Genomic DNA, 23,064 nt, shown 5'->3' on the forward strand with positions numbered 1-23,064 from the left:
CGGCCTTGCTAGCCCTTAGCCTTTAGAAGTCCATGTCCCCGCTGCTAGCGGGCGCGGGGGTGGACTCCTTCTTCTCGGGCTTCTCCGCCACCACCGCCTCGGTGGTGAGGATGAGGGCACCGATGGAGGCGGCGTTCTGCAGGGCGGAGCGGGTCACCTTGGCGGGGTCCACGATGCCCGCCTCCACCATGTCCACGTACTCCCCGGTGGCGGCGTTGAAGCCCAGGCGGAGGTTCTGGGTCTCGGCGAGGATCCGCTGCACCACCACGGAGCCCTCGTAGCCGGCGTTCTCGGCGATCTGGCGGGCGGGCTCCTCCAGGGCCCGGCGCACGATCTTGGCCCCGGTGGCCTCATCCCCCTCCAGCTTCTTCAGAAGCTCGTCCACGGCGCTGATGGCCCGCAGGAGGGTCACGCCGCCGCCAGGCACGATCCCCTCCTCCACCGCGGCCCGGGTAGCGGAGAGGGCGTCCTCAAAGCGGTGCTTCTTCTCCTTGAGCTCGGTCTCGGTGGCCGCACCCACCCGGATCACGGCCACGCCCCCCGCCAGCTTGGCCAGGCGCTCCTGGAGCTTCTCCTTGGCGTACTCGCTGTCGGTGGTCTCCAGCTCCTTCTTGATGGCGTTGATGCGGGCCTCGATGTCCTCCTTCTTGCCCTTGCCGCCCACGATGGTGGTTTCGTCCTTGGTGATGCGCACCCGCTCGGCCCGGCCCAGCATGGAGAGGGTGGCGTTCTCCAGCTTGAAGCCGAGCTCCTCGGAGATCACGGTGCCGCCCGTCACCGCGGCGATGTCCTTGAGCATCTCCTTGCGGCGGTCACCGAAGCCGGGGGCCTTCACCGCGGCCACGTTCAGGGTGCCCCGGAGCTTGTTCACCACCAGGGTGGCCAGGGCCTCGCCCTCCACGTCCTCAGCGATCAGGAGGAGGGGCTTGCCGGTCTGGGCCACCTGCTCCAGCACCGGGAGGAGTTCGCGCACGTTGGAGACCTTCTTCTCCACGATGAGGATGAAGGCGTCCTCCAGGACGGCCTCCATGGTGTCGGGGCTGGTGATGAAGTAGGGGGAGATGTACCCCTTGTCAAACTGGTACCCCTCCACGAACTTCAGCTCGGTCTCCAGGCTCTTGGACTCCTCAACGGTGATGATCCCCTCCTTCCCCACCTTCTCCATGGCGTCGGCGATCAGCTTGCCGACGTCGGGGTCGTTGGCGGAGATGGTGGCCACCTCCTCAATGGCCTTGCGGTCCTCCACGGGGATGGCCAGGGAGCGGATCTTCTCCACCGCGGCCTCCACCGCCTTCTCAATGCCCCGCTTGAGGGCCAGGGGGTTGGCCCCGGCGGCCACGTTCTTCAGGCCCTCCCGCACGATGGCCTGGGCCAAGACGGTGGCGGTGGTGGTGCCGTCGCCGGCCACGTCGTTGGTCTTGGAGGCCACCTCCTTGAGGAGCTGGGCCCCGATGTTCTCCAGGTGGTTCTCCAGCTCAATCTCCTTGGCCACCGTCACCCCGTCCTTGGTGATGGTGGGGGAGCCGAACTTCTTCTCCAGGACCACGTTCCGGCCCCGGGGGCCAAGGGTCACCTTCACCGCATCGGCCACCGCGTTGACGCCGCGCTCCAAAGCCCGGCGGGCTGCCTCGTCAAATACCAGGATCTTGGCCATCTTCCACCTCCTAGCTCAGACTCTTAGCTCAGAACCGCCAGCAGGTCGCGCTCGGAGAGGATCACGTACTCCTCGCCGTCGATCTCAATCTCGGTGCCGCCGTACTTGGCGAAGACCACGATGTCCCCCTCCTTGACCTCGAGGGGCACCTTCTGCCCGTTCTCCAGGATGCGGCCCGAGCCCACCGCGATCACCTTGCCCTTCTGGGGCTTCTCCTTGGCGGTGTCGGGGAGCACGATGCCGCCCTTGGTCTTGGGTTCCTCCTCAATCCGCTTCACCACCACGCGGTCGCCTAGGGGCTTGATCACGGTCTTCACCTCCGCAGCCATAGCACTCCCTCCTTTGACGCTCAAAGGGCGAGAGTGTCAAACCGAGGCTTATTATTTTCCCCCCCGGGCTCTTTGTCAAGGGGGTTGAGGGGGGATATGTAAGGCCGGGATCTCGTACCCCCGCACCACCCTGAGGGCTAGGCCACGGGCCGCCAGAAGGGCCCGGGCCCTTAGGGCCCGCTCCAGCCCCGGGGTCTTGCCAAAAGCGGGGCGGCCCCGTTCCCCAGGGTAGAGGAAGTACCCCTCGGGCAGGAGGAGCAAAACCCCCTGCCGGGCCCGGGCGCTTCCGCGGAGGGCCGCTTCCAGGAAGGCCTCCTCCGCCACTTGGCTAACCAGGAGGTAGGTGCTTCCCGGGGGAGCAGGGGGAGGCAGGGCCGGTCCCGGGGTGGGCTTTAGCCGGGCGAGGAGGGTGAGGGCCCTTTCCAGATGGCCTCTTCCCCTGCCCAGGGGTAGGACCTCCCCTGCCGAGAGCCCGTAGCGCTCCCCCCGCCGCTCTGCCTCCAGCAGGAGCCAGGCGGCCAGGCTGGCGGCGTGGTCGGGGTAGCTGGGGTGGAGGCTTTGGGTGTCCAAGTGGAGGAAGAGGCCCCCCTGGAGGCGTTTTTCCGCCTCCCGTACCCAAGGCTCCCCATGGCGGAGACTGGCCTTGCGGGCTAGGAGGCGCAGGGGGTCTCCGGGGCGATAGGGGCGGAGGCTATGGGCCTCGAGGGGGTCTGGGAGGCCGAAGGGGGCAGGCCCCCCTTCCAGGAAGAAGCTGGGGGCAAGGCGGAAAGGCGGCAGGGGCCTCAAGGAGGGGTAGACCACGGCCTGCCCCGCCTCCAGGGAGAGGGTGTGCTCCCCAATCCCCAGGGCGCTCCACACCCGGAGGGTGAGGCGCACGGGGTGCTCTCCCCGCCGCCGGTAGCGGTAGGGGAGGGGGAGGTGAAGCCGGGTCCGGCCCCAGGCTACCCCGACCAGGGCCTGGGCCGGTAGGCCCAAGGGACCCGAAGGCAGGCTTTCCAGGCGGAAGAGAACCGGCAGGGGCGCGAAGAGCTCCGCCACAACCTCCCCCATCCCCCCTTGGCCGGGAAAGCCCGGGGGGAGGCCCTGGAGGCAGGCCCGGACCCTTAGCCAGCGGGGGGCCCATCCCAGGGCGAGGAGGAGGAGAAGGGCCAGGAACCCTTCCACGCCTAGACCCTTTCCACCGGGGCGGGAATGGTCGCCAGGGCCTCCTGCACCAGACCCTCAGGGCGGGCCCCGGAAAGCTCGGCCTCCAGCCTGAGGAGGAGGCGGTGGGGGATAGCGGCCAGAAAGGCCCGTTTCACGTCCTCGGGGATGGCGAAGGGCCTTTCCTCCAGAAGAGCCAGGGCCTGGGCCAGGCGCTCCACCTGCAAAAGCGCCCGTGGGGAGGGTCCAAGCCGCACCTCTTCCCGGCCCCGCAGCCAGGCGGAGAGGGAGAGGAGGTAGTCTAGTAGCTCTTCCTCCATCCGTACCCGGCGCACTTGTTGCCGCAGGGCCAGGACCTCCTCCGCCCCGGTGACGGCCTTTAGGCCCTCTAGGGGGTCCCGTTCCCGCAGGGCCTGGAGCAGGGCCCTTTCGTCGGGGTAGCCCAGGGAAAGCCGGGCGGCGAAGCGATCCCGCTGGGCCACGGGCAGAGGGTAGGTGCCCTCCTCCTCCACCGGGTTCTGGGTAGCCAGAACAAAAAAAGGCTCGGGCAGGGGGTGGGTCTTCCCCTCGAGGGTAACCTGCCCTTCCCCCATGGCCTCGAGGAGGGCGGACTGGGTGCGGGGGGTGGCCCGGTTCAGCTCGTCCACCAGGAGGACCTGGGCAAAAAGGGGCCCGGGCTGCCAGAGAAACTCCCCTTCCCGGTAGAAGTACACCCCTGTGAGGTCCTGGGGCAGGAGGTCGGGGGTCATCTGGATGCGCCCAAAGCGGAGCCCTAGCGCCCGGGCTAGGGCCTTGGCGAAAGTGGTCTTCCCTGTCCCCGGTACGTCCTCCAGGAGGAGGTGCCCCCCGGAGAGTAGGGTGGCCAGGGCCAACTTTAGGGTCTCCTCTGGCAGGAAAACCCGCCCCTCTAGGGCCTGCTGGATGCGCGGATAGAACATAACTTGAGGATACTTTCCAAGATCCCTTCCGCCTGCTCGGCTGCCCCTTCCCCTGCCCCTCCCCCATAGCGCACGGGAAGGTAAAGCCGGGTGAGGGCGAAAAGGGATGCCCTCACCTCGGGGAAGGAGCGGGCGACCCGCTCCCCGTACTCCAAGGGGCCCTCCCAGGCCTGGCGGGGCCAGCCCTGGGCTCCAAGGGCCCGCAAAGCCTTCAGGTAGGCCCTCCGCACCCGGTCCTCGGGAAGGGTTTCCCCCAGGGCTTGGCCTCGAGGGGCTGTCCTTGCCCCTGCCCGGACTTCCCCTTCCCCCCGAGAGCGGCGCCAGACGGCAAGCAGGAGGAGGGAGAAGAAGGCCAGGGTGAGGAGGGCGGAAAACCCCGCCAAGGCCACCCCCACCTCCCCCAGCCGCCTAGGCCCGGGTATGGCCTCCGGTCTTGGGCCTTCCCCAGGGGCCCAAAGGCTTGCGGGAGGGGTTCCCGCCTCCCTGCCTTCCCCACCCCCCAGGGTACCCAGGTAGAGAAGGAAGAGGGCAAAGGCCAAAAGGGCCATCAGGAGTGGAAGAAGGTGGCCTCCCCGGTAGGGAAGCCTTTCTCCCCGACCCGCAAGGGGCCAAAGGGAAAAGAGGAGAAGGGCCAAGGCCAAGGGCAGGGCATACCCCAGGGCCCGGTTGAGGAAGCCCACCCAAGCCGGGAAACCCCCCTCAGGGGTTTGGTAGACCGCGCTTTCCCCTGGCTCCATTCCTCCCCCCAGGGCCTCCGCTGGGCCGAAAGGGCTCAGGTGGGGGAGGGGGAGGCTCGAGGCTGGAAAGGGCAGGTAGGCCAGGCCGGCCATCCCCAGGCCTAAGAGGAGGGGGAGCAAAAGGGCCCTCGGAGGCAAGGCCAGGGCTACCCTCCCTTCCCGGCCCTGCGAGAGGGCTCCTTCCAGCAGGTTTACCCCATGCAGGAGGCCGAGGAGAAAAAGCCCCCACGGCCCCAAGTCCAGCGCAGGAGGCAGGAGGAAGAGGCTAGCCAGAGGCCGGCCTTGGGCCGCCAAGAAAAGGCCCAGGAGAAGGAGGGAGGCCGAGGTGGCGGCCCAGTCCGCAAGCCATAGGGGGAAGGGGGCATAGAGGGCATGGAGAAGGCCGGGAAGGGGGGCGAACCACAAGAACCCCTGGGGGTAAAGGATCCGGGTGAGGGGGATCAGGCCCACCCCCAAGGCCAGGGCCAGCCCACCCCTGGGTAGGGCAGCCCAAAGCAGAACAGCTGCCAAAAAGAAGCTCAACCAGGGAAAGGGCCACCTGGGCAGACCTAGCCTCCCCACCCCTGGCCTAAAGGGGCATGTAGGGGCAATCCTTGACGTCCATGCCGCAACCCTGGGGCCAGGGTCCAGGGCCGTGGACCCCTAGGGGGATTGCCGCACGCCAAACCGCCAAGACGAGCGCCAGCATCAAGAGTTTTCCCATGGTTACCTCCTGCCTCAAGCTATCCCTGCCTCCTGGGGAGGAGCGTGGGGGGTTTTACCCTACCCCAAGCCGTTGCCGCAGGGCCTCGTAGAGGAGGAGGGCGGCGCTCACGGAAACGTTGAGGCTGTCCGCCCGGCCCCGCATGGGGATCCTCACCCGGGCCTGGGCCCGCTCCAGCCAGGCTGGGGGCAGCCCCTGGTCCTCGGCCCCCAGGAGAAAGGCCACCCCCTGGCGGTAGTCCTCCTCCCAGAGGGTCTTCTCCCCTCTGGGGGTGGCCGCCACCCGGAAAAGCCCCCGCTCCTCCAGGAAGCGGTCGGCCTCCCCCTCGGACAGGGGGAGGACGGGCAGGGAGAAGACCGCCCCCGTGGAGTTGCGGATCACCTGGGGGCTGTACAGGTCCACCCCCTCCGCCACCAGGACCAGGTCCGCCCCGGCGGCCTCGGCGCTCCGCAGGATGGCCCCCAGGTTTCCGGGCTTCTCCACCCCCAGGAGGACCAGGACCAGGGGGGCTTCCGGCAGAGGGGGGAGGGGGCGCCCTTGGGGTAGGCGGAAGACCCCGATGAGGGGCGGGGGGTTTTCCCGCAGGGAGACCCGTTCCATGGCCTCCTGGGAAAGCTCCAGGACGGGGGCAGGGCCTGCCAGGAGGCGGTCTTCCGGCAGGGCCTTGGGGCCGAGGAGGAGGGTATATAGCTCCAGGCCAGCCCCCAGGGCCCGGGCCACCTCCCGCCTTCCCTCCACCAGGAAGAGGCCCGCCCGCTCCCGCTCCCGCCTTTCCTTGAGGGCGGCCAGGGCCTTCACCTTGGGGTTAGCGGGGCTTTGGATCCGCATGGAGGCGCACCTCGAGGCCGGCTACCTTGGGGCCTTGCAGCTCCAAGGCAAGGCCCTCCACCTGGGGAAGCTCCTCCAGGAGGCGGGAGAGGCGGAGGAGGATCTCCTGGTAGGGTCCGGGCTCCACCTTTCCCGCCAGGGGGGCCAGGAGCTCCTTGGCATCCCCCTCCGTGAGGGGGGAGAGCCGTTGCCCCAGCACCTGGTCCCCTAAGGGGGTGGGGAGGAGGAGGGTGAGGACGGGGCCGAAAAGGGGGTGGGGTTCCGCCTTGAGCCGGAGGGTAAGCCCCCCTTCCTCCCCGTCCAAGGGAAGGCCAAAGGCCTGGAGAAGGGCCTTGGCCTCCTCGAGGCCCAGGTGTTTCTTCCCCTCTAGGAGTTTCCGGGCCTCTTCCAAGCGGAGGTCGGGGAAGTCAGGGAAGCGCAAGGGCTCTTCCCGCCACACCCGGTAGGCCCAGGCCCGGGCCAGGGCGATGGCCGCGGACTCGGGGAAGCGGTAGAGGGCGGCCTTGCCCAAAACCCGGGCCCGCACCCCGGGGGAGCCCATGGCGCAGGCCAGGAGGAGCTTCTCCCCTTCTGCCCGCTCCACCAACCCCAGGAACTCCTCCTCGCTGGCGAAGCCCATGGGCACGAAGAGGAGGAAAACGCTTCCCGCCTCGCTTGCCATGGCCTCTTTTAGGGCGTGGGCGAAATCCTCGGCCCGGGCGGTGGAGCCCAGGTCCACGTGCTCCACCGCAAGCCCCCCTTCCTGCAGGGCCTCCAGGGCCAGGTTGGAGGGACCGGAGGCGTTGGAGATGAGGCGCACCCGGGGGTTCTCCGGCAAGCGGCCCAGGGAGAGGAGGGCGGCCACGTCAAAGGCCTCCTCCAGGTCGTTGGCCCGGATCACCCCGGCCTGGGCGAAGAGGGCCCGCACCAGGGGGTCGCGGGAGGGGTGGACGGCCAGGATGGGCTTCCGCTTGCCGATGCGCCGCGCCAGGCGGGAGAAGCGGCGGGGGTTGCCGAAGCCCTCCAGGTAGAGGAGGATCACCCCGGTGCGCTCGTCCTCCTCCCAAAACTGCAGGAGGTCGTTGGAGGAGAGGTCGGCCTTGGCCCCCAAGGAGACGAAGGAGGCGATGCCCAGGCCCATCCCTTCGGCGTAGGCCATCACCGCCCGCCCCAGGGTGCCGGACTGGCTGGAGATGGCCAAGGGGCCGGGCTTGGGCAGGGGGGCCAGGCCGGCGGCCAGGCGGGCCTCGGGATGGGTGTGGACCAGACCCAAGGAGCCCGGGCCCAGAAGGCGCATGCCGAAGCGGCGGGCCCTGTCCGCCAGGGCCTTGGCCTCCTGGGGGCTGAAGCCGGTGGTGAGGACGATGGCCCCCCGCACCCCCCGCCGGCCACAGGCCTCGAGGGCCCCCAGGACCCTTTCCTTGGGCACGGCGATCACCGCCAGGTCCACGGGCCCGGGGATGCTCTCCACGCTGGGGTAGGCCAGGAGGGGGCCCACCGTACCCCCCTCCTGGCCGATGGCCTCGTTCACCGGGTAGACCGGCCCTTGGAAGCGGCCAAAGATGAGGTTCTCCAGCACCCGGTACCCAATGCTCTCCGGATCGCGGCTTGCCCCCACCACCGCTACCCCCCGGGGGAAGAAGAAGGGGTGGAGGCTGGCGATGGTGGAAACCTTCTCCCGCCACTCAAAGCGCTCGGCGGCCTTTTCCTCCAGAAGGATCTCAAACTCCACCTCCACCTCCCCCCCTTCCCGGTGGGCCCTCACCTCAAAGCCGCTTTCCATGAAGACGCCCAGCATCTGCCGGTTTTCCGCCAGGGTGAAGGCCTGGAAGCGGCGCACCCCCCTTTTGGCGGCGATGAGGGCCAGGCGCTCCAGGAGCAAGGTGCCCAGGCCCTTGCCCTGGTAGGCGTCGTCCACCAGGAAGGCCACCTCCGCCGTGTCCTCCCCCTTGACCCGCACGTACTCCCCCGTGGCCACGATCCTCGGGGGATCCCCGGCCAGGACGATCAGGGTCACCTTCTCCTCCTCGGGCTTGGCGGAAAGGAGGAGTTCCGCCGCCTTCTCCGGGGAGATGGGGGAAAAGAAGCGCATGCGCAAGGACTCGGGGGAAAGCCGCTTCAGAAAGGCCACAAAGAGGGCCAGATCCTTGGGGCCTGCCCGCCTCAGGAGGGCGGTGCGCCCGTCCTTGAGGAGGACCGGGCCCTCCTCGAGGCCATACTGGGGCGTGGGCGCGGGCACGTAGCCCATACCCCTAGCCTACCCTGGCCGGGGGTAACATGGGGGCATGCTCCGGCTGGATACCCGCTTCCTCCCGGACTTTCCCCAGGCCCTAAAGGCCCACGAGGGGATCCTCCTCGCCGCCCGGGAGGCCCTCCTCTCCCGCCGAAAGGACCCCGGCGCCATGCTGGGTTGGCTGGACCTTCCCGAGGACACGGAAACCCTGAGGCGGATCCGCCGCTTCCGTGAGGAAAACCCCTGGGTGGAGGACTACGTCCTCCTGGGCATCGGGGGGAGTGCCCTGGGGCCCAAGGCCCTGGAGGCCGCCTTCAACGGGGGAAGGGTGCGCTTCCACTACGTGGACCACGTGGAGCCCGAGCCCGTCCTCAGGCTCCTCCGCACCCTAGACCCCAGGAAGACCCTGGTGAACGCAATTTCCAAATCGGGGGCTACCGCGGAAACCCTGGCCGCCCTCCTGGTCTTCTTGAACTGGCTGAAGGGGCACCTGGGGGAGGGCTGGCGGCGGCACCTGGTCCTCACCACCGACCCCAAGCGGGGCGCGTTGCGGGCCCTGGCCGAGCGGGAGGGCCTGGCCGCCTTCCCCATCCCCGAGGGCGTGGGGGGAAGGTTCTCCGTCCTCTCCCCGGTGGGCCTCCTGCCCCTGGCCTTCGCGGACGCCGACCTGGACGCCCTCCTCATGGGGGCCCGGCAGGCCAACGCCAACGCCCTGGCTCCCCTAGGGGAAAGCCTCCCCCTCCAGACCGCCCTCCTCCACCACCTCCACCGCCACCTGCCCATTGCCGTCTTCATGGTCTACTCCGAAAGGCTAAAGCACCTCCCTGCCTGGTTTGTCCAGCTCCACGACGAGTCCCTGGGCAAGCGCGACCGGGAAGGGCGGCCCGTGGGGACCACCGCCGTACCCGCCCTGGGACCCCAGGACCAGCACGCCCAGGTGCAGCTTTTCCGCGAAGGCCCCCTGGACAAGCTCCTCACCCTGGTGGTGCCCGAAAGGCCCACGGAAGACCTCCCCCTTCCCCCAGCGGAGGGCCTGGAGGGGGAAGCGGGCTACCTCTTTGGCAAGGGGCTTTTCACCCTCCTTTCCGCCGAGGCCGAGGCCACCTACCGTGCCCTGGCCGAGGCCGGGCAGAAGGTGTACACCCTTTACCTCCCCGAGGTTTCCCCCTACGCCGTGGGCTGGCTCCTGCAGCACCTCATGTGGCAGACCGCCCTTCTGGGGGAGCTTTGGGGGGTGAACGCCTTTGACCAGCCCGGGGTGGAGCTGGGCAAGCGCCTCACCTTTGCCCTCCTGGGCCGGCCAGGATACGGGGAAGGGTAGGGGGTGGAAGCGTGGAAATCCCCTTGTGATACCCTGGACGAGAGGAGGCCCGTATGGACCGCCTGAGCTATCTCGGCCTACACCCCCAGAAGCAGGTGTTTTGGAACACCGTCTCCCCCGTCTTGGTGGAGCATACCCTGGCCCGGGGCGAGGGTTTTCTGGCCCATAAGGGGCCCTTGGTGGTGGACACCACCCCCTACACGGGCAGAAGCCCCAAGGACAAGTTCGTGGTGCGGGAGCCCGAGGTGGAGGGGGAGATCTGGTGGGGGGAGGTGAACCAGCCCTTTGCCCCCGAGGCCTTCCAGGCCCTCTACGGGCGGGTGGTGGCCTACCTGGCGGAGCGCGACCTCTACGTGCAAGACCTCTACGCCGGGGCAGACAAGCGCTACCGCCTGGGGGTGCGGGTGGTGACGGAAAGCCCCTGGCACGCCCTCTTTGCCCGCAACATGTTCATCCTGCCCCGCCGCTTTCCTGAGGACGACGAGGCGGAGCGCTTCACCCCGGGCTTCACCGTGGTCCACGCCCCCTACTTCCTGGCCGACCCGGAGCGGGACGGCACCCGCAGCGAGGCCTTTGTGGGCATCAGCTTTGCCCGTAGGCTGGTCCTCATCGTGGGCACCAAGTACGCGGGGGAGATCAAGAAGAGCATCTTCACCGTGATGAACTACCTGATGCCCAAGCGGGGGGTCTTCCCCATGCACGCCTCGGCCAACGTGGGGCAGGACGGGGATGTGGCCCTTTTCTTCGGCCTCTCGGGCACGGGGAAGACCACCCTCTCCACCGACCCCTTGCGCCCCCTGATCGGCGACGACGAGCACGGCTGGAGCGAGGAGGGGGTGTTCAACTTTGAGGGCGGGTGCTACGCCAAGGTCATCCGCCTCTCCGAGGAGCACGAGCCCCTCATCTACCGGGCCTCCAACCAGTTTGAGGCCATCCTGGAGAACGTGGTGGTCAACCCGGAAAGCCGCCGGGTGGAGTGGGACGACGACAGCAAGACCGAGAACACCCGGGCCTCCTACCCCATCGCCCACCTGGACAACGTGGTGGAGTCGGGGATGGCTGGCCATCCCAGGGCCATCTTCTTCCTTTCCGCCGATGCCTACGGGGTTCTGCCCCCCATCGCCCGCCTCTCCCCCGAGCAGGCCATGTACTACTTCCTCTCCGGCTACACCGCCCGGGTGGCGGGGACGGAGCGGGGGGTTACCGAGCCCAAGGCCACCTTCTCCGCCTGCTTTGGGGCGCCCTTCTTGCCCATGCACCCCGGGGTGTATGCCCGCATGCTGGGGGAGAAGATCGCCCGCCATGCCCCCCGGGTTTACCTGGTGAACACGGGCTGGACCGGGGGACCCTATGGGGTGGGCCGGCGCTTCCCCTTGCCCCTGACCCGGACCCTCCTCCAGGCAGCCCTTTCCGGGGCCCTCGAGGGCGTTCCCTACCGCCAGGACCCCGTCTTCGGCTTTGAGGTGCCCCTGGAGGTTCCAGGCGTGCCCAAGGAGCTCCTGGACCCCCGGGGAACCTGGGCCGACCCCGAGGCCTACGACCGCCAGGCCCGCAAGCTTGCCCACCTCTTCCAGGAAAACTTCCAGAAGTATGCCGACGGGGTAGGGGAGGCGGTGCGCCTGGCCGGGCCCCGGGCGGATTAGGCCCTTCGGGGGCTGGGCCTGTAGCCCAGCCCCCTTGCCAAGTAGGGTGTGGGGGTATTAGGCTCCTACCTGGCGAAGATGGCAGGGACAAATGTACTTCACCTCCGGACGAAGCCTTCTGGCAGAATGGTAAGCGCTACCGTCTGGGGGACGGGTTTCCTATGAGCCAAGCCTGGTTTAGCCGCTACGCCTGGGGAGTCTTGGGGTGGAACGTCCTGGTGGCCCTCTGGGGCGCGTACGTGCGGGCCACGGGTTCGGGGGCGGGGTGTGGTTCCCACTGGCCCACCTGCAACGGGGAGATCATCCCCCGGAGTCCCCAGGTGGAAACCCTCATTGAGTTCACCCACCGGGCCACCTCCGGCCTGGCCTTCCTCTCCGTCCTCGGGCTTTTCCTCCTGGCCCTGCGCCTTTACCCCAAGGGGCACCCCGTGCGCCTGGGAGCGGGGCTCGCCTTCCTCTTCATGGTCACGGAGAGCCTGGTGGGGGCCTCCTTGGTCCTCTTCGGTTGGGTGGCCGACAACGTGACCCCGGAGCGGGCCGTGGTGCAGATGGTGCACCTGGCCAACACCTACTTCCTCCTGGCGGCCCTGGCCCTGGCCGCCTGGTGGGCTTCCGGGGGAGCCCCCTTGCGCCTACGGGGCCAGGGGGCGGTGGCCTGGGCCCTCCTTCTGGGCTTCCTGGCCCTCCTTTTCCTGGGCATGAGCGGGGCGGTCACCGCCCTGGGGGACCTCCTCTTCCCCGTTCGGAATACCCTCGAGGCCCTGGAGCGCTCCCTGACCCCGGGGGAGCACTTCCTGGTGCGCCTCCGGGTCCTCCACCCCCTCATCGCGGTGAGCGTGGGGCTTTACGTGGTCTTCGCCGGCTTTTTGGTGGCCCACCTGCGTCCTTCTCCCCATACCCGTAGCCTGGCCCAAGGCCTGGCCTACCTGTATGGGATCCAGCTTCTTGCCGGCCTGGTGAACGTGTGGCTCAAGGCCCCGGTCTGGATGCAGCTTCTGCACCTCCTCTTGGCCTACGCCGTCTGGCTCCTTTTCCTCCTGCTGGCGGCGGCGGCCCTGGCCCGGGGGGCCAGGCGGGTAGAGCTGGGGGAGGGGAGCGCCGAGGCAGGCCGGCTCCACCAGGGCACGGGCGGGGCCACCTGGAAGGACTACCTGGCCCTTACCAAGCCTCGGGTCATCAGCCTTCTCCTCCTCACCACCCTCTTGGCCATGTTCATCGCCGCCCAGGGCTGGCCGGGCACGGGGTTGTTCTTGGCCGTGGCCCTGGGAGGGTACATGATGGCGGGCGCGGCCAACGCCATCAACATGGTGGTGGATCGGGACATAGACGCCCGCATGCGCCGCACGGCCCAGCGCCCCACGGTCACCCAGAGGATATCCAGCCGGGACGCCTTGCGCTTTGCCTTCGCCCTGGCCTTTGGGGCCTTCCTCCTCCTCTGGTGGGGCGCCAACCTCCTCGCCGCCACCCTGGCCCTCATGGGCCTCATCTGGTACGTCCTGGTCTACACCCTTTACCTGAAACGGCGCACCTGGCAGAACATCGTCATCGGCGGGGCCGCGGGGGCCTTCCCCCCCTTGGTGGGCTGGGCGGCGGTGACCGGGGAGCTCAGCCTCTTCGCCTGGTACCTCTTTGCCCTCATCTTCTTCTGGACCCCGGTGCACTTCTGGGCCCTGGCCCTGATGATCCAGGACGATTACAAGGCCGTGGGGGTGCCCATGCTGCCCGTGGTCCTGGGGGAGCGGGTGACGGTGGTGCAGATCGCCCTCTACGCGGTGCTCACCGCCATGATCTCCCTCATGCCCTTGCTGCTGGGTGAGCTAGGCCTCCTTTACCTCTTCTTCAGCCTGGCCCTCAATGCCCTGCTTCTGGTCAAGAGCCTTGCCCTCTACCGCCAGCCCGAACGGAGAACGGCGGTTTCGCTGTACAAGTACTCCATGCTCTACCTGGCCCTCTTGTTCGTGGCCATGGCGGTGGACCGGGTGCTTTAGGGAGGGAGTGGATGAAACGAGGCGTAGCGGCACTAAGTCTCATAGGTCTGGCCCTGGCCCAGGAGGCCCACCGGGTGGCCATCACCCACCCCTTTTCTCCCGTCAACCGGGAGACCAACTTCCTCCTGGTCTGGGTCTTGCTCTTTTCCGTGCTGATTTTCGGCGTGGTGGCGGGGGCCTTGGCCTACATCGCCTGGAAGTTCCGAGCCCGGCCCGGCCAAGAAGGCGAACCGCCCCAGATCCACGGCAACGACCGCCTCGAGGTGGTCTGGACCGTGATCCCCATCGTCATCATCTTCATCCTCTTCGGCCTGACCGCCCGCAGCCTGATCCTGGTCAACAAGCCCACCCCCGGGGCCATGAAGGTGGAGGTTACCGGCTACCAGTTCTGGTGGGATTTCCACTACCCGGAAGCGGGTTTCCGCAACTCCAACGAGCTCATCCTCCCCGCGGGGGTTCCCGTGGAGCTGGAGGTTACCTCTAAGGACGTGATCCACTCCTTCTGGGTGCCGGGCCTGGTGGGCAAGCAGGACGCCATTCCGGGACAAAAGACCCGGATACGTTTTGTAGCCGAGAAGCCCGGGAACTACTACGGCTTCTGCGCCGAGCTTTGCGGCCCCAGCCATGCCCGCATGCTCTTCCGGGTTCTGGTGGTCCCCCAGGAGGCCTTTGACCGTTTCGTCCAGGCGGCCAAGGCCTACACCCCCCCGGTGGCCGACGCCCGGGGGCAGGAAGTTTTCCAGCAAAACTGCGCCGCCTGCCACGGGGTGCAGGGCAAGATGCCCCCGGCAGTCATCGGGCCCGAGCTGGCCTTCACCGGAAACCGGGTGAGCCTGGGGGCGGGGATCGTGGACCACACCCCGGAGAACCTCAAGGCCTGGATCAAGGACCCGGCCTCCATGAAGCCGGGGGTGAAGATGCCGGGCTTCCCCCAGCTTTCCGAGGGGGACCTGGAGGCGCTGGTGCGTTACCTGGAAGGGCTCAAGGTAGAGGGCGTGGACTTCAAGGCGCTGCCCAAGTTCTAAGGAGGGAATAGGGAATGGCCATCGCCACCAAACCCAAAACCAACGCGTGGGCGGTCCTTTGGGACCTGCTCACCACCGTGGACCACAAGAAGATCGGCCTGATGTACACCGCCACCGCCTTTTTCGCCTTTGGGCTTGCGGGGGTCTTTTCCCTGCTCATCCGGGCGCAGCTGGCGGTGCCCAACAACCAGCTCCTCACTGGGGAGCAGTACAACCAGGTCCTGACCCTGCACGGGGCCACCATGCTCTTCTTCTTTATCATCCAGGCCGGGCTCACCGGCTTCGGTAACTTCGTGGTGCCCCTGATGCTGGGGGCCCGGGATGTGGCCCTGCCCCGGATCAACGCCTTCAGCTACTGGGCCTTCCTGGGGGCCATCCTCCTGGCCCTCATGAGCTTCTTCTTCCCCGGCGGGGCCCCCAGCGTGGGCTGGACCTTCTACTACCCCTTCTCTGTCCAGTCGGGGAGCGGGGTGAACTTCTACATGGCGGCCATCCTGCTCCTGGGCTTTTCCAGCCTCCTGGGTAACGCCAACTTCATCGCCACCATCTACAACCTGAGGGCCCAGGGGATGAGCCTCTGGAAGATGCCCATGTACGTCTGGAGCGTCTTCGCCGCCAGCGTCCTCAACCTTTTCAGCCTGGCGGGCCTCACCGCCGCCACGCTCCTCGTCCTTCTGGACCGGAAGATCGGCCTCACCTGGTTCAACCCCGATATCGGCGGGGATCCTGTTCTCTTCCAGCAGTTCTTCTGGTTCTACTCCCACCCCACGGTCTACGTGATGCTCCTGCCCTACCTGGGCATCCTGGCCGAGGTGGCCTCCACCTTCGCCCGCAAGCCCCTCTTCGGCTACAAGCAGATGGTCTGGGCCCAGATGGGCATCGTGGTCCTGGGGACCATGGTTTGGGCCCACCACATGTTCACCGTGGGGGAGTCCACGGTCTTCCAGATCGCCTTCGCCTTCTTCACCGCCCTCATCGCCGTGCCCACAGGGGTGAAGCTCTTTAACCTGCTGGGAACCCTTTGGGGCGGGCACCTGCAGATGAAAACCCCCCTCTACTGGGTCTTGGGCTTTATCTTCAACTTCCTCCTGGGGGGGATCACCGGGGTCATGCTCTCCATGACCCCCCTGGACTACCAGTTCCACGACTCCTACTTCGTGGTGGCCCACTTCCACAACGTCCTCATGGCGGGCTCGGCCTTTGGCGCCTTTGCCGGGCTTTACTACTGGTGGCCCAAGATGACGGGCCGCATGTACGACGAGCGCCTGGGTAAGCTCCACTTCTGGCTTTTCCTGGTGGGCTACCTGGTCACCTTCCTGCCCCAGTACGCCCTGGGCTTCCTGGGCATGCCCCGGCGCTACTACACCTACAACGCGGACCTGGCGGGTTGGCCGGAGCTGAACCTCATCTCCACCATCGGGGCCTTCATCCTGGGCCTGGGTGGGTTGGTCTGGCTTTACGCCATGTGGAAGAGCCTGCGCTCCGGGGAGAAGGCCCCGGAGAACCCCTGGGGCGGCTACACCCTGGAGTGGCTCACCGCCTCGCCCCCCAAGGCCCACAACTTTGACGTGGCCCTGCCCAAGGACTTCCCCTCCGAGCGGCCCCTTTACGACTGGGCCAAGAAGGGGGTGGAACTGAAGCCCGAGGACCCCAGCCACATCCACCTGCCCAACAGCTCCTTCTGGCCCTTCTACGCCGCCGCCACCCTCTTCGCCTTCTTTGTGGCCGTGGCCGCCCTGCCCGTGCCCAACGTCTGGATGTGGCTCTTCCTGGCCCTTTTTGCCTACGGCCTGGTGCGCTGGGCCCTGGAGGACGAGTACAGCCACCCGGTGGAGCACCACACCCTTACGGGTAAGTCCAACGCCTGGATGGGGATGGCCTGGTTCATCGTCTCCGAGGTGGGCCTCTTCGCCATCCTCATCGCCGGCTACTTGTACCTGCGCCTCACCGGAGCGGCCACCCCGCCGGAGGAGCGTCCTGCCTTGTGGCTGGCCCTCCTCAACACCTTCTTCCTGGTGAGCTCCTCCTTTACCGTGCACTTCGCCCACCACGACCTAAGGCGGGGGCGGTTCAACCCCTTCCGTTTTGGCCTGCTCATCACCATCATCCTGGGGGTTCTCTTCTTCCTCTTCCAGGCCTACGAGTTCTGGGCCTTCTACGGGCACTCCAGCTGGCAGGAGAACCTCTGGACCGCGGCCTTCTTCACCATCGTGGGCCTGCACGGCCTGCACGTGGTGATCGGCGGCTTCGGCCTCATCCTGGCCTACCTACAGGCCCTTAGGGGCAAGATCACCCTGCACCAGCACGGCACCCTCGAGGCCGCCAGCATGTACTGGCACCTGGTGGATGCCGTTTGGCTCTTCATCGTGGTGCTCTTCTACATCTGGTAGGCCTTCCTTCCTGGCCCCCGCCTCGAGGCGGGGGCCTTTGCTATTTCTAAGGGGATGCGGCTTTTGGCGGTGGACTTTGACTATTTCTTCCCCCTGCCCCAGGATCCTGGGCACCCCGAGGCGTTCCTCTATGCCTGGGCCCACTTTGAAACCCCCTACTACCGGGAGGCGGCCTGGGAGGAACGGGCCCTGGCCTTTTTGCTGCGGGGGCTTCCCCTGCCGCAAGCCCAGGGGTGGGAGGGGTTCTGGGAGCGGTTCACCTTTGCCCCGGGGGCCCGGCTCTACTATGCGGATTCCAACGCCCTTGCCTTCCACCCCCAGGTGAGGGAGGGGGTGGAGGAGGTGGTCCTCTACGACGCCCACCACGATGCCGGCTACCGGCCCCTGGGGGAGGAGCCGGCCTGCGATGACTGGATGGTCCACTACGCCCGTCAAGGGGCGCGGCTTCGGGTCTTCTATCCCCCGTGGCGCGACCCTGCCCTGGAGCCCGAGCCCCAGGTGCCCCTGGCCCGGGAGGTGGACCCGGGGGGAAGGGTGGAAGGCCCCTTCCACCGGGTTTTCCTCTGCCGCAGCGGGGCCTGGGTTCCCCCTTGGGCTGATGCGGCCTTCTTTGCCTTTTTGGCGGCTGCCTCCCTGCCCAAGGTGCCCCTGGAGCCCGTGGCGCCCCGGGCTTGGGACCTCGAGGGCCTGAGGCGGCGGGTGGCGGAGGAGGCCCTAGGCCTTTGGATCATGGACGCCTTGCGCCGATCCCCCTAGGCGGCTATAATCACAAAGGCTTTGGGGCCGTTAGCTCAGCTGGCAGAGCAACCGACTTTTAATCGGTAGGTCGCAGGTTCGAATCCTGCACGGCCCACCAAAGCGGGGCCCCATCGTCTAGCGGTCAGGACGCGGCCCTCTCAAGGCCGAAACGGGGGTTCGATTCCCCCTGGGGTCACCACGGGCGGCTAGCTCAGCTGGTCAGAGCGCTCGCCTTACAAGCGAGAGGTCAGAGGTTCAAATCCTCTGCCGCCCACCACGATGCAAAGCCAAAACTCCCCGCCTTGGAAGCAAGGCGGGGAGGGTTTTTACGGCAGTTTCTACGGCAGTTGAGGGTGTACGTCCCTGACCTCTCCCTCTCCTCTCCCAGTGGTGCTGAGGTCAGTTGGAGAATCCGCGAAGACAAGCATGAGGCACCTCCTTGATGGCTAGGGTTGGCCTATATCCGGAAACTAACGGAGACCGTTCAACGCAGTTCACAGACACGGGCAAGGTTTCCAAGGTGCTAAGAGGCGATCGCATTCTGTAGCGGTCCAAATTCCACCCCCACCATCCGATTCGGTTCTTTATACCCCATCCTGAGATTGGTGTCGGATCAGAGCTTCAAAGGGAAGAGTTGGTACCTCCTGCTCCCTCGCTTTTTGGGGTCTACACTGAAGCGGACCACAAAGGGCGCAGAGTTTTGCTTTAGGAAACCAGTGACCTTTCCCTGGGCTTGGGCAAACTCCTCTGCTAGGAGCAGAAGCCAGCCACGTTCCGGTTGCTTGGGCTGAGTGAAGAGGATAACCCTGGCCCCGAATGAGCGAAGGATAGCCCTTTCCACTGGACGGTAGCGGAGTTGGGCATCAAGAGTGAGGATCACCCATCCTTGAGCGCTGACCTGAGGAATCCACTCCTCATCGGGAGTGTCGGGAGAAAAAAGCTCATCATGGGCCTTGATTTCGAGCCCTAGCTCTCGTAAACGCTGGGGAAATCCCTTGCCTAGGTTGCGGTCGCAGAAGTAGACCGGTTGGCCAAGGGCTGCTTTGGGGGTCATGCTGCCCAAGCATCTACCCCCATCCCCTCAAACACCAGCGCTTCTGTCACCTCTTCCTCAGTCAGACCGTAGTCCTTTGCGATTTCCTCTAAACCCTCTCCGGTGTTGAAGCGCAGGGCGATGACCGAGGTCTTCACCCCACGTACGGTAGGGGCTCCAAAGGCTACCCTTGGGTCCAGGACCACCCTCTCGCTCCGTAGCTGGGTCCCGACGGCGGGGTGGAAGCGCAGGGGGATGCCCTGTTCGTCCCTGTCCACACGGGAAAGGTAGCTTTCCAACACCTCCTGCAAAGCCAACTGCCCAGCCCGGGTCAGGGCCAGAAGCTCTTTCCCTTGCCTCAAAAAAACGTCACCCAACCCTGCTTCCAGGTCCAGGAGGAGAGGCCTAGGTTTCCCCAAGGCTTCCTTAGCGTAGTCAATCATCCTGCGGATACGTTGCATGGGGATCCGGTGGATCTGGCGCAGGGCTGCCAAGACATTGGCCTCCACAAGGTTGAAGAAGGAGAGCTGCGACCCGTTGCCGGGTGTCTCTATTAGGGGCAGGGACCTTTCCTGCCCTCCCGCCTTCGGATAGGTCCGGCCCATGATCCAGGAGCGTAGGGTAGACTCCGATAGACCCAGGTACCGGGCTGCTTCTCGAAGAGAGTAGAGGGGGCGGTCCCTAGGGTCTGGGGCCAGGAGAGGGGAGTGGTTTTGGGCGGCCCTACTCGCCTTCATGAGGCTTAGTTTAACTCAGGAATAGGGTTGCCAAGGTTAGCTTCGCCCAGCACCCTATCATGGAGGATGGGTTTCAAGCCTCTCTGTGGGACTAGGTGCGCGGGACGATCCAAGAGCTTGGATAGCTCACGTGCTATCCGGGCCAGGGTCAGGAAGCCCACGGTGACCTCGGGTTCGAACTCTGCCAGGAATAAACCTACAAGGTCAGCCTTACAAGGTGGACCTTGAGGGCTGGGAAGTCTCAGCTCTTGGTGATCCGAGCCAGGTCTCGTAGCATGCTGGACAAGAACCAGCGCCTCAGCGTAAGGGGCCATATGGAGGTGGATGAACCATCTGCCAAACTCACCTTCACATTCACGACCAAGGTCACTTCCAAGAACCTCTTGTCGAAAGGCCAAGGTGCGCCTTTGGTTGTTAGGGGTCCTGTAACTCTTACCCCCTCACGCCCCAACAAGAGCAACCTGTCCCTAAGGTTGTCTGGGCACGTTTCTTCTAGCATATTTTTTTGACCAAAGTCAGAGAGCCTAATGGGCCTGCCCCCAATACAAATACCTATGCTCCAGAGATACGCTAGATGAAATCGCCTCAAGAGAGGGTCAGAAGGTTTAAGTTCGGTGTCGAGAACCTTGTCGGAGGTAGCCCACTTGATCCGGGGTGAGCCCCCCTGCCTGTACCAATTCCCTATGCGGAACCCCTCAAAGCTAGCCTCCCAGTAGGGTAGAGCATCCGTTTCCTTCACTTCAAGCTTCTCGCGACCTAGGGGTAGATGGACAATCGAAATCTCCCCCCCAGGTGCCCCCTCTATCCGAATGGCGGGCACAGACTCAAGGGGCGCCCAAGGTGCCCAGAGATTAGCCTCCCTGACGCCCTGGCCTTGGGTCCAGATTCTCATAAGGGACCCAGGGGTACTTGCTGGAGGTGGCTTTATACACACCACTTCAGCTATAGTTGTCCACAACTGCTGGGCCAGTTCTGGGACTTCACTTTGGCCTAGCCTCTTCTCCATCTTGCATCCATCCTACTAGAGGGAGTAATCTCTTCCCAAGAGGTGGACCATGCAACCTCCTTTGCAAGCTCCCAACTTGGGCTCTGCTGCGGAAGATGCCGTTTCGCTGGACAGGGGTGAGCTCTATAGGCGGATGGATGTGGAAACCCTATCCTTGGCCCTCAGGATTCCTCTTTTCTTAGCTAATCCCAAGCAAATGGACCTACTGGCGCCAGCTTGGAGGCGGGAATTAGAGCCCCCTCCTGTAGGCCTTTACGTCCGCCAAAAGCCAGAAGGTAATAACTTGGAAAACTTCCTTGCTTTAGGTGAAAACCACTTGGAGAAGAAAGCCCGTGAGTTTTTCTGCAACCTTCATCCTCATACCCCTTTCATCCTGATATGTCCGGAGCGAGCAATAGAATGGGCATGTAAAACCGGAGCTAGCTTTGAGCTGATTTTCGATAAGGTCTTCTACCACGAACTAGGGCATGGTCGAATGGACTCTGCCCCTGAGCCGAATGCTCTTTGGGCCCACACAATAGAGGAAAGTTTAGCGAATGGCTGGTCCCTCAGACTCTTTGAGGGTGCCGAAAAGGCCTGGGTTCTGAGGCTTATTCCAGGGCAACCCGAACCTTACCGGGGAGTCATGTACCTGGTGAAGCCCACTTTTTGGGAGGCGCTGGGGAGGGAAGGAAGGATTGAGGTCATAGAGGAATTCCTCCCCGGAAGTTGGTTCAATGGCTTCGACTATAAGGAACTCTTGCGCCGAATGGCTGAGGCTTGGTATAGAAGCAAGCCACTCTTAGATGCCGACTCGAGAATAACCGAGTTCTGGCAAGCCTTGGGGGAACGTTTGCTGGAGGCGGTCAGGGCAAATCTACCATGACCCCTCTTGCCCAATACGCTGTTACGCTATACGCCTCGTCCCTGTTTGCCCAAAAGGACGACTTTAAGCGGCTCGTAGAGGAGATTTTCACCACAAACTACAAGAACCCCGACGAGGCTTTCGAGCATTTGAAGGACTTCTGGTTTGGGAACAAATCCTTGGTAAATCTCTTCACCCTCTTCGTCTCCCGCTCCGATTACAACCGGATAGAGTACGAAGGTGCTCCGGGGACGGAGGACCCTGAGGAGAAAGCCTTCCTCGATGAGGAGGACAAGTGTAAGTACGAGCTGGTCTACCCCTACTTTGGGGACCTCCAGAAGACCCTGGACCAGTTCTCCATGGCTCGTCCTTCCATCGTCCGTCAAGTGGCCCAGAAGGTTAGGACTTCGTTAAACCAGCAGCGGGGAGGCGCTTCCTTCTACATCAGCCTCATGCAGGAGAGCTTTGACCTCCTGCTTCCTGCCGCGGTCCGCAGGAAGTACCTGGCAAGGCTCCGTCCTGTGTTAAACGTCCTCTCTTCTAACCCTAGAAGGATAACTGCCATCCCTGCCGGGCTTCTTTCCGCCACCCAAGAAATCGATGAGCTTAGCAGGGAGCTGAGCCAAGAGCTTGGTCTCAAGGAGTCTTACGAGGACGAGCATGCGGAAGGGAGCGCGCCTCTCCTTCCCCTCTACGAAGGCAAAGACGACACTGGCCTTTTCTCTGAGCTAGCTACCGCCTTGCGCCGTCAAAACCTGACCATCCTCTCCACCACGGCCAAGATGATTTCCAGCCAAGTCATCAGCTTGGCGAGGCAAGCCCTGGACTTCATGGCTTCTAGCTACAAGGGGGACCCCGAAGCCTTTACCAGGGCCGTCCACAACGTTGTGGACCACGCCTTCTACTCCGCCCTCGGGCTCAATGGTCTTTTCCCCGTGTATGTCTACGACTACAGGGTCACCGCCATTGACGAGCACGAGAGGGTCGTTCCCATCTTCTTCGGCTTCCTTGAGAGAGAGTTATTGGTAGGTGAGTCCACCCTTGCAGGCGCGTACTTGGCCCTCGTCCACAGCGGCATCGCTCGGGCTAAAGATGGGAAGTCCCTGCCCCTTCCTCAGATGATCCAAGGGCTTGCTAAGCAGTTTGCCAAATCCTTCACCGCAAAGAGAGTGGCTGAAAAGGTTTTCAAGGAGTCCGGGATGGGGGACTCCACAAGAGACCTATTTGAGGTTGACGAACCAGAAGCGGTCCCTGTCAACCTCACACCCAGGCAGGTCTTTGCTCAAGGGCTTGCCAACATGCTCTCTGAGAAGCTCGCTCCTCCAGAGGTTCAGAGGAGCGGCTACCGAACCTTCTATTCGATCCAAAACTTTATCCTGTTTAGACCAAAGTTTGCGAATGCCGTGGTCAAGGTCGCTTCCGAAAATCCTGGTTTCATGTTGGACCAGGCTACCCAAGATGTTCAGAGAGGATTTAGGACTGGATTTAATACCTACAGGGGAAGGAGCGTTTAGCCCACAGCAACCACACATGTTAGGTTTCCCCTACCCTCCCAATGGCTCAGCGGAAGGTAAAAGAGTCGAAAAATCCTATCCTGCAGGCTTTGGAGATGTCCTCCAGGTTGCAGGACCTCTACGAGTACGTGGCTCATCGCGATCTGGTCTTTGTAGAGATTCCCTCTTCAAGCTTTTTGGTCCCAAGGATGGAAGAGGAGGAAGTAGAGGACTTTGCCAAGACGCCCATTGTACGCTTCTACCGGGGCGTGCATCCGCTCGTGCTCTATATCGACAATCGG

Annotated in this window: 17 protein-coding genes and 3 tRNA genes; 11 read left to right on the forward strand and 9 right to left on the reverse strand. The window is 64.9% G+C overall.

The features are described 5' to 3' along the window. Positions 1-22: 22 nt before the first annotated feature. The 7 genes from groL to TCCBUS3UF1_RS00250 form a co-directional block, all read right to left on the reverse strand. Positions 23-1,654, reverse strand: a complete 1,632-nt coding sequence (gene groL, locus TCCBUS3UF1_RS00220; protein WP_014514464.1) for a chaperonin GroEL — start codon at positions 1,652-1,654, stop codon at positions 23-25. A 23-nt stretch (positions 1,655-1,677) separates the two neighbouring features. Further along, positions 1,678-1,983, reverse strand: coding sequence for a co-chaperone GroES (gene groES, locus TCCBUS3UF1_RS00225; protein ID WP_014514465.1), 306 nt, complete (start codon positions 1,981-1,983; stop codon positions 1,678-1,680). 75 nt (positions 1,984-2,058) lie between these two features. Then, positions 2,059-3,147, reverse strand: coding sequence for a DUF58 domain-containing protein (locus TCCBUS3UF1_RS00230; RefSeq protein ID WP_014514466.1), 1,089 nt, complete (start codon positions 3,145-3,147; stop codon positions 2,059-2,061). A 2-nt stretch (positions 3,148-3,149) separates the two neighbouring features. Further along, positions 3,150-4,064 (reverse strand): MoxR family ATPase, encoded by a 915-nt coding sequence (locus TCCBUS3UF1_RS00235; protein ID WP_014514467.1) that lies wholly within the window; start codon positions 4,062-4,064, stop codon positions 3,150-3,152. Continuing rightward, on the reverse strand, positions 4,034-5,311 hold the full coding sequence (locus TCCBUS3UF1_RS00240) for a DUF4129 domain-containing protein (RefSeq protein ID WP_231291396.1): 1,278 nt from the start codon (positions 5,309-5,311) through the stop codon (positions 4,034-4,036). The genes TCCBUS3UF1_RS00235 and TCCBUS3UF1_RS00240 overlap by 31 nt, the downstream gene beginning before the upstream one ends. Before the next feature lie 247 nt (positions 5,312-5,558). Then, positions 5,559-6,332 (reverse strand): RNA methyltransferase, encoded by a 774-nt coding sequence (locus TCCBUS3UF1_RS00245; RefSeq protein WP_014514470.1) that lies wholly within the window; start codon positions 6,330-6,332, stop codon positions 5,559-5,561. Next, on the reverse strand, positions 6,310-8,559 hold the full coding sequence (locus tag TCCBUS3UF1_RS00250) for a GNAT family N-acetyltransferase (protein WP_014514471.1): 2,250 nt from the start codon (positions 8,557-8,559) through the stop codon (positions 6,310-6,312). The genes TCCBUS3UF1_RS00245 and TCCBUS3UF1_RS00250 overlap by 23 nt, the downstream gene beginning before the upstream one ends. A 37-nt stretch (positions 8,560-8,596) precedes the next feature. On the opposite strand from TCCBUS3UF1_RS00250, the gene TCCBUS3UF1_RS00255 reads away from it, so the two are divergent. The 9 genes from TCCBUS3UF1_RS00255 (at position 8,597) to TCCBUS3UF1_RS00295 (ending at position 17,926) form a co-directional block, all read left to right on the forward strand. Next, positions 8,597-9,865 (forward strand): hypothetical protein, encoded by a 1,269-nt coding sequence (locus TCCBUS3UF1_RS00255; protein WP_014514472.1) that lies wholly within the window; start codon positions 8,597-8,599, stop codon positions 9,863-9,865. A gap of 53 nt (positions 9,866-9,918) precedes the next feature. Next, positions 9,919-11,508 (forward strand): phosphoenolpyruvate carboxykinase (ATP), encoded by a 1,590-nt coding sequence (gene pckA / locus TCCBUS3UF1_RS00260; protein WP_014514473.1) that lies wholly within the window; start codon positions 9,919-9,921, stop codon positions 11,506-11,508. Positions 11,509-11,669: 161 nt separating this feature from the next. After that, positions 11,670-13,496, forward strand: coding sequence for a heme o synthase (locus tag TCCBUS3UF1_RS00265; protein ID WP_014514474.1), 1,827 nt, complete (start codon positions 11,670-11,672; stop codon positions 13,494-13,496). Between the two features lie 11 nt (positions 13,497-13,507). Continuing rightward, a complete protein-coding gene (coxB, locus tag TCCBUS3UF1_RS00270) occupies positions 13,508-14,521 on the forward strand; it encodes a cytochrome c oxidase subunit II (RefSeq protein ID WP_014514475.1) in 1,014 nt (337 codons plus the stop codon). A 14-nt stretch (positions 14,522-14,535) separates the two neighbouring features. Next, entirely contained in the window at positions 14,536-16,911 is a 2,376-nt protein-coding gene (gene ctaD, locus TCCBUS3UF1_RS00275) for a cytochrome c oxidase subunit I (protein ID WP_014514476.1), read from the forward strand. 54 nt (positions 16,912-16,965) lie between these two features. After that, a complete protein-coding gene (locus tag TCCBUS3UF1_RS00280) occupies positions 16,966-17,667 on the forward strand; it encodes a hypothetical protein (protein WP_014514477.1) in 702 nt (233 codons plus the stop codon). A gap of 24 nt (positions 17,668-17,691) precedes the next feature. Next, a tRNA-Lys gene (locus tag TCCBUS3UF1_RS00285) sits at positions 17,692-17,767 on the forward strand. 6 nt (positions 17,768-17,773) lie between these two features. Continuing rightward, positions 17,774-17,848 (forward strand) — tRNA-Glu (locus TCCBUS3UF1_RS00290). 1 nt (position 17,849) lies between these two features. Beyond that, positions 17,850-17,926, forward strand: a tRNA-Val gene (locus TCCBUS3UF1_RS00295). Positions 17,927-18,262: 336 nt separating this feature from the next. On the opposite strand, the gene TCCBUS3UF1_RS11520 is transcribed toward TCCBUS3UF1_RS00295, so the two are convergent. Both TCCBUS3UF1_RS11520 and TCCBUS3UF1_RS00300 read right to left on the reverse strand, forming a co-directional pair. Next, positions 18,263-18,703, reverse strand: coding sequence for a hypothetical protein (locus tag TCCBUS3UF1_RS11520; RefSeq protein WP_014514478.1), 441 nt, complete (start codon positions 18,701-18,703; stop codon positions 18,263-18,265). Continuing rightward, a complete protein-coding gene (locus TCCBUS3UF1_RS00300; protein ID WP_369791721.1) occupies positions 18,700-19,419 on the reverse strand; it encodes a DUF433 domain-containing protein in 720 nt (239 codons plus the stop codon). The genes TCCBUS3UF1_RS11520 and TCCBUS3UF1_RS00300 overlap by 4 nt, the downstream gene beginning before the upstream one ends. Positions 19,420-20,474: 1,055 nt before the next feature. Between TCCBUS3UF1_RS00300 and TCCBUS3UF1_RS11730 the strand changes: the two genes are divergently transcribed. Together TCCBUS3UF1_RS11730 and TCCBUS3UF1_RS00305 are read left to right on the forward strand one after the other, a co-directional pair. Continuing rightward, a complete protein-coding gene (locus TCCBUS3UF1_RS11730) occupies positions 20,475-21,290 on the forward strand; it encodes a hypothetical protein (protein WP_155983226.1) in 816 nt (271 codons plus the stop codon). Further along, positions 21,287-22,783, forward strand: coding sequence for a hypothetical protein (locus tag TCCBUS3UF1_RS00305; RefSeq protein ID WP_014514480.1), 1,497 nt, complete (start codon positions 21,287-21,289; stop codon positions 22,781-22,783). Before TCCBUS3UF1_RS11730 ends, TCCBUS3UF1_RS00305 begins: the two co-directional genes overlap by 4 nt. Positions 22,784-23,064 lie beyond the last annotated feature (281 nt).

This window comes from Thermus sp. CCB_US3_UF1 (assembly GCF_000236585.1).
GTDB lineage: Bacteria > Deinococcota > Deinococci > Deinococcales > Thermaceae > Thermus.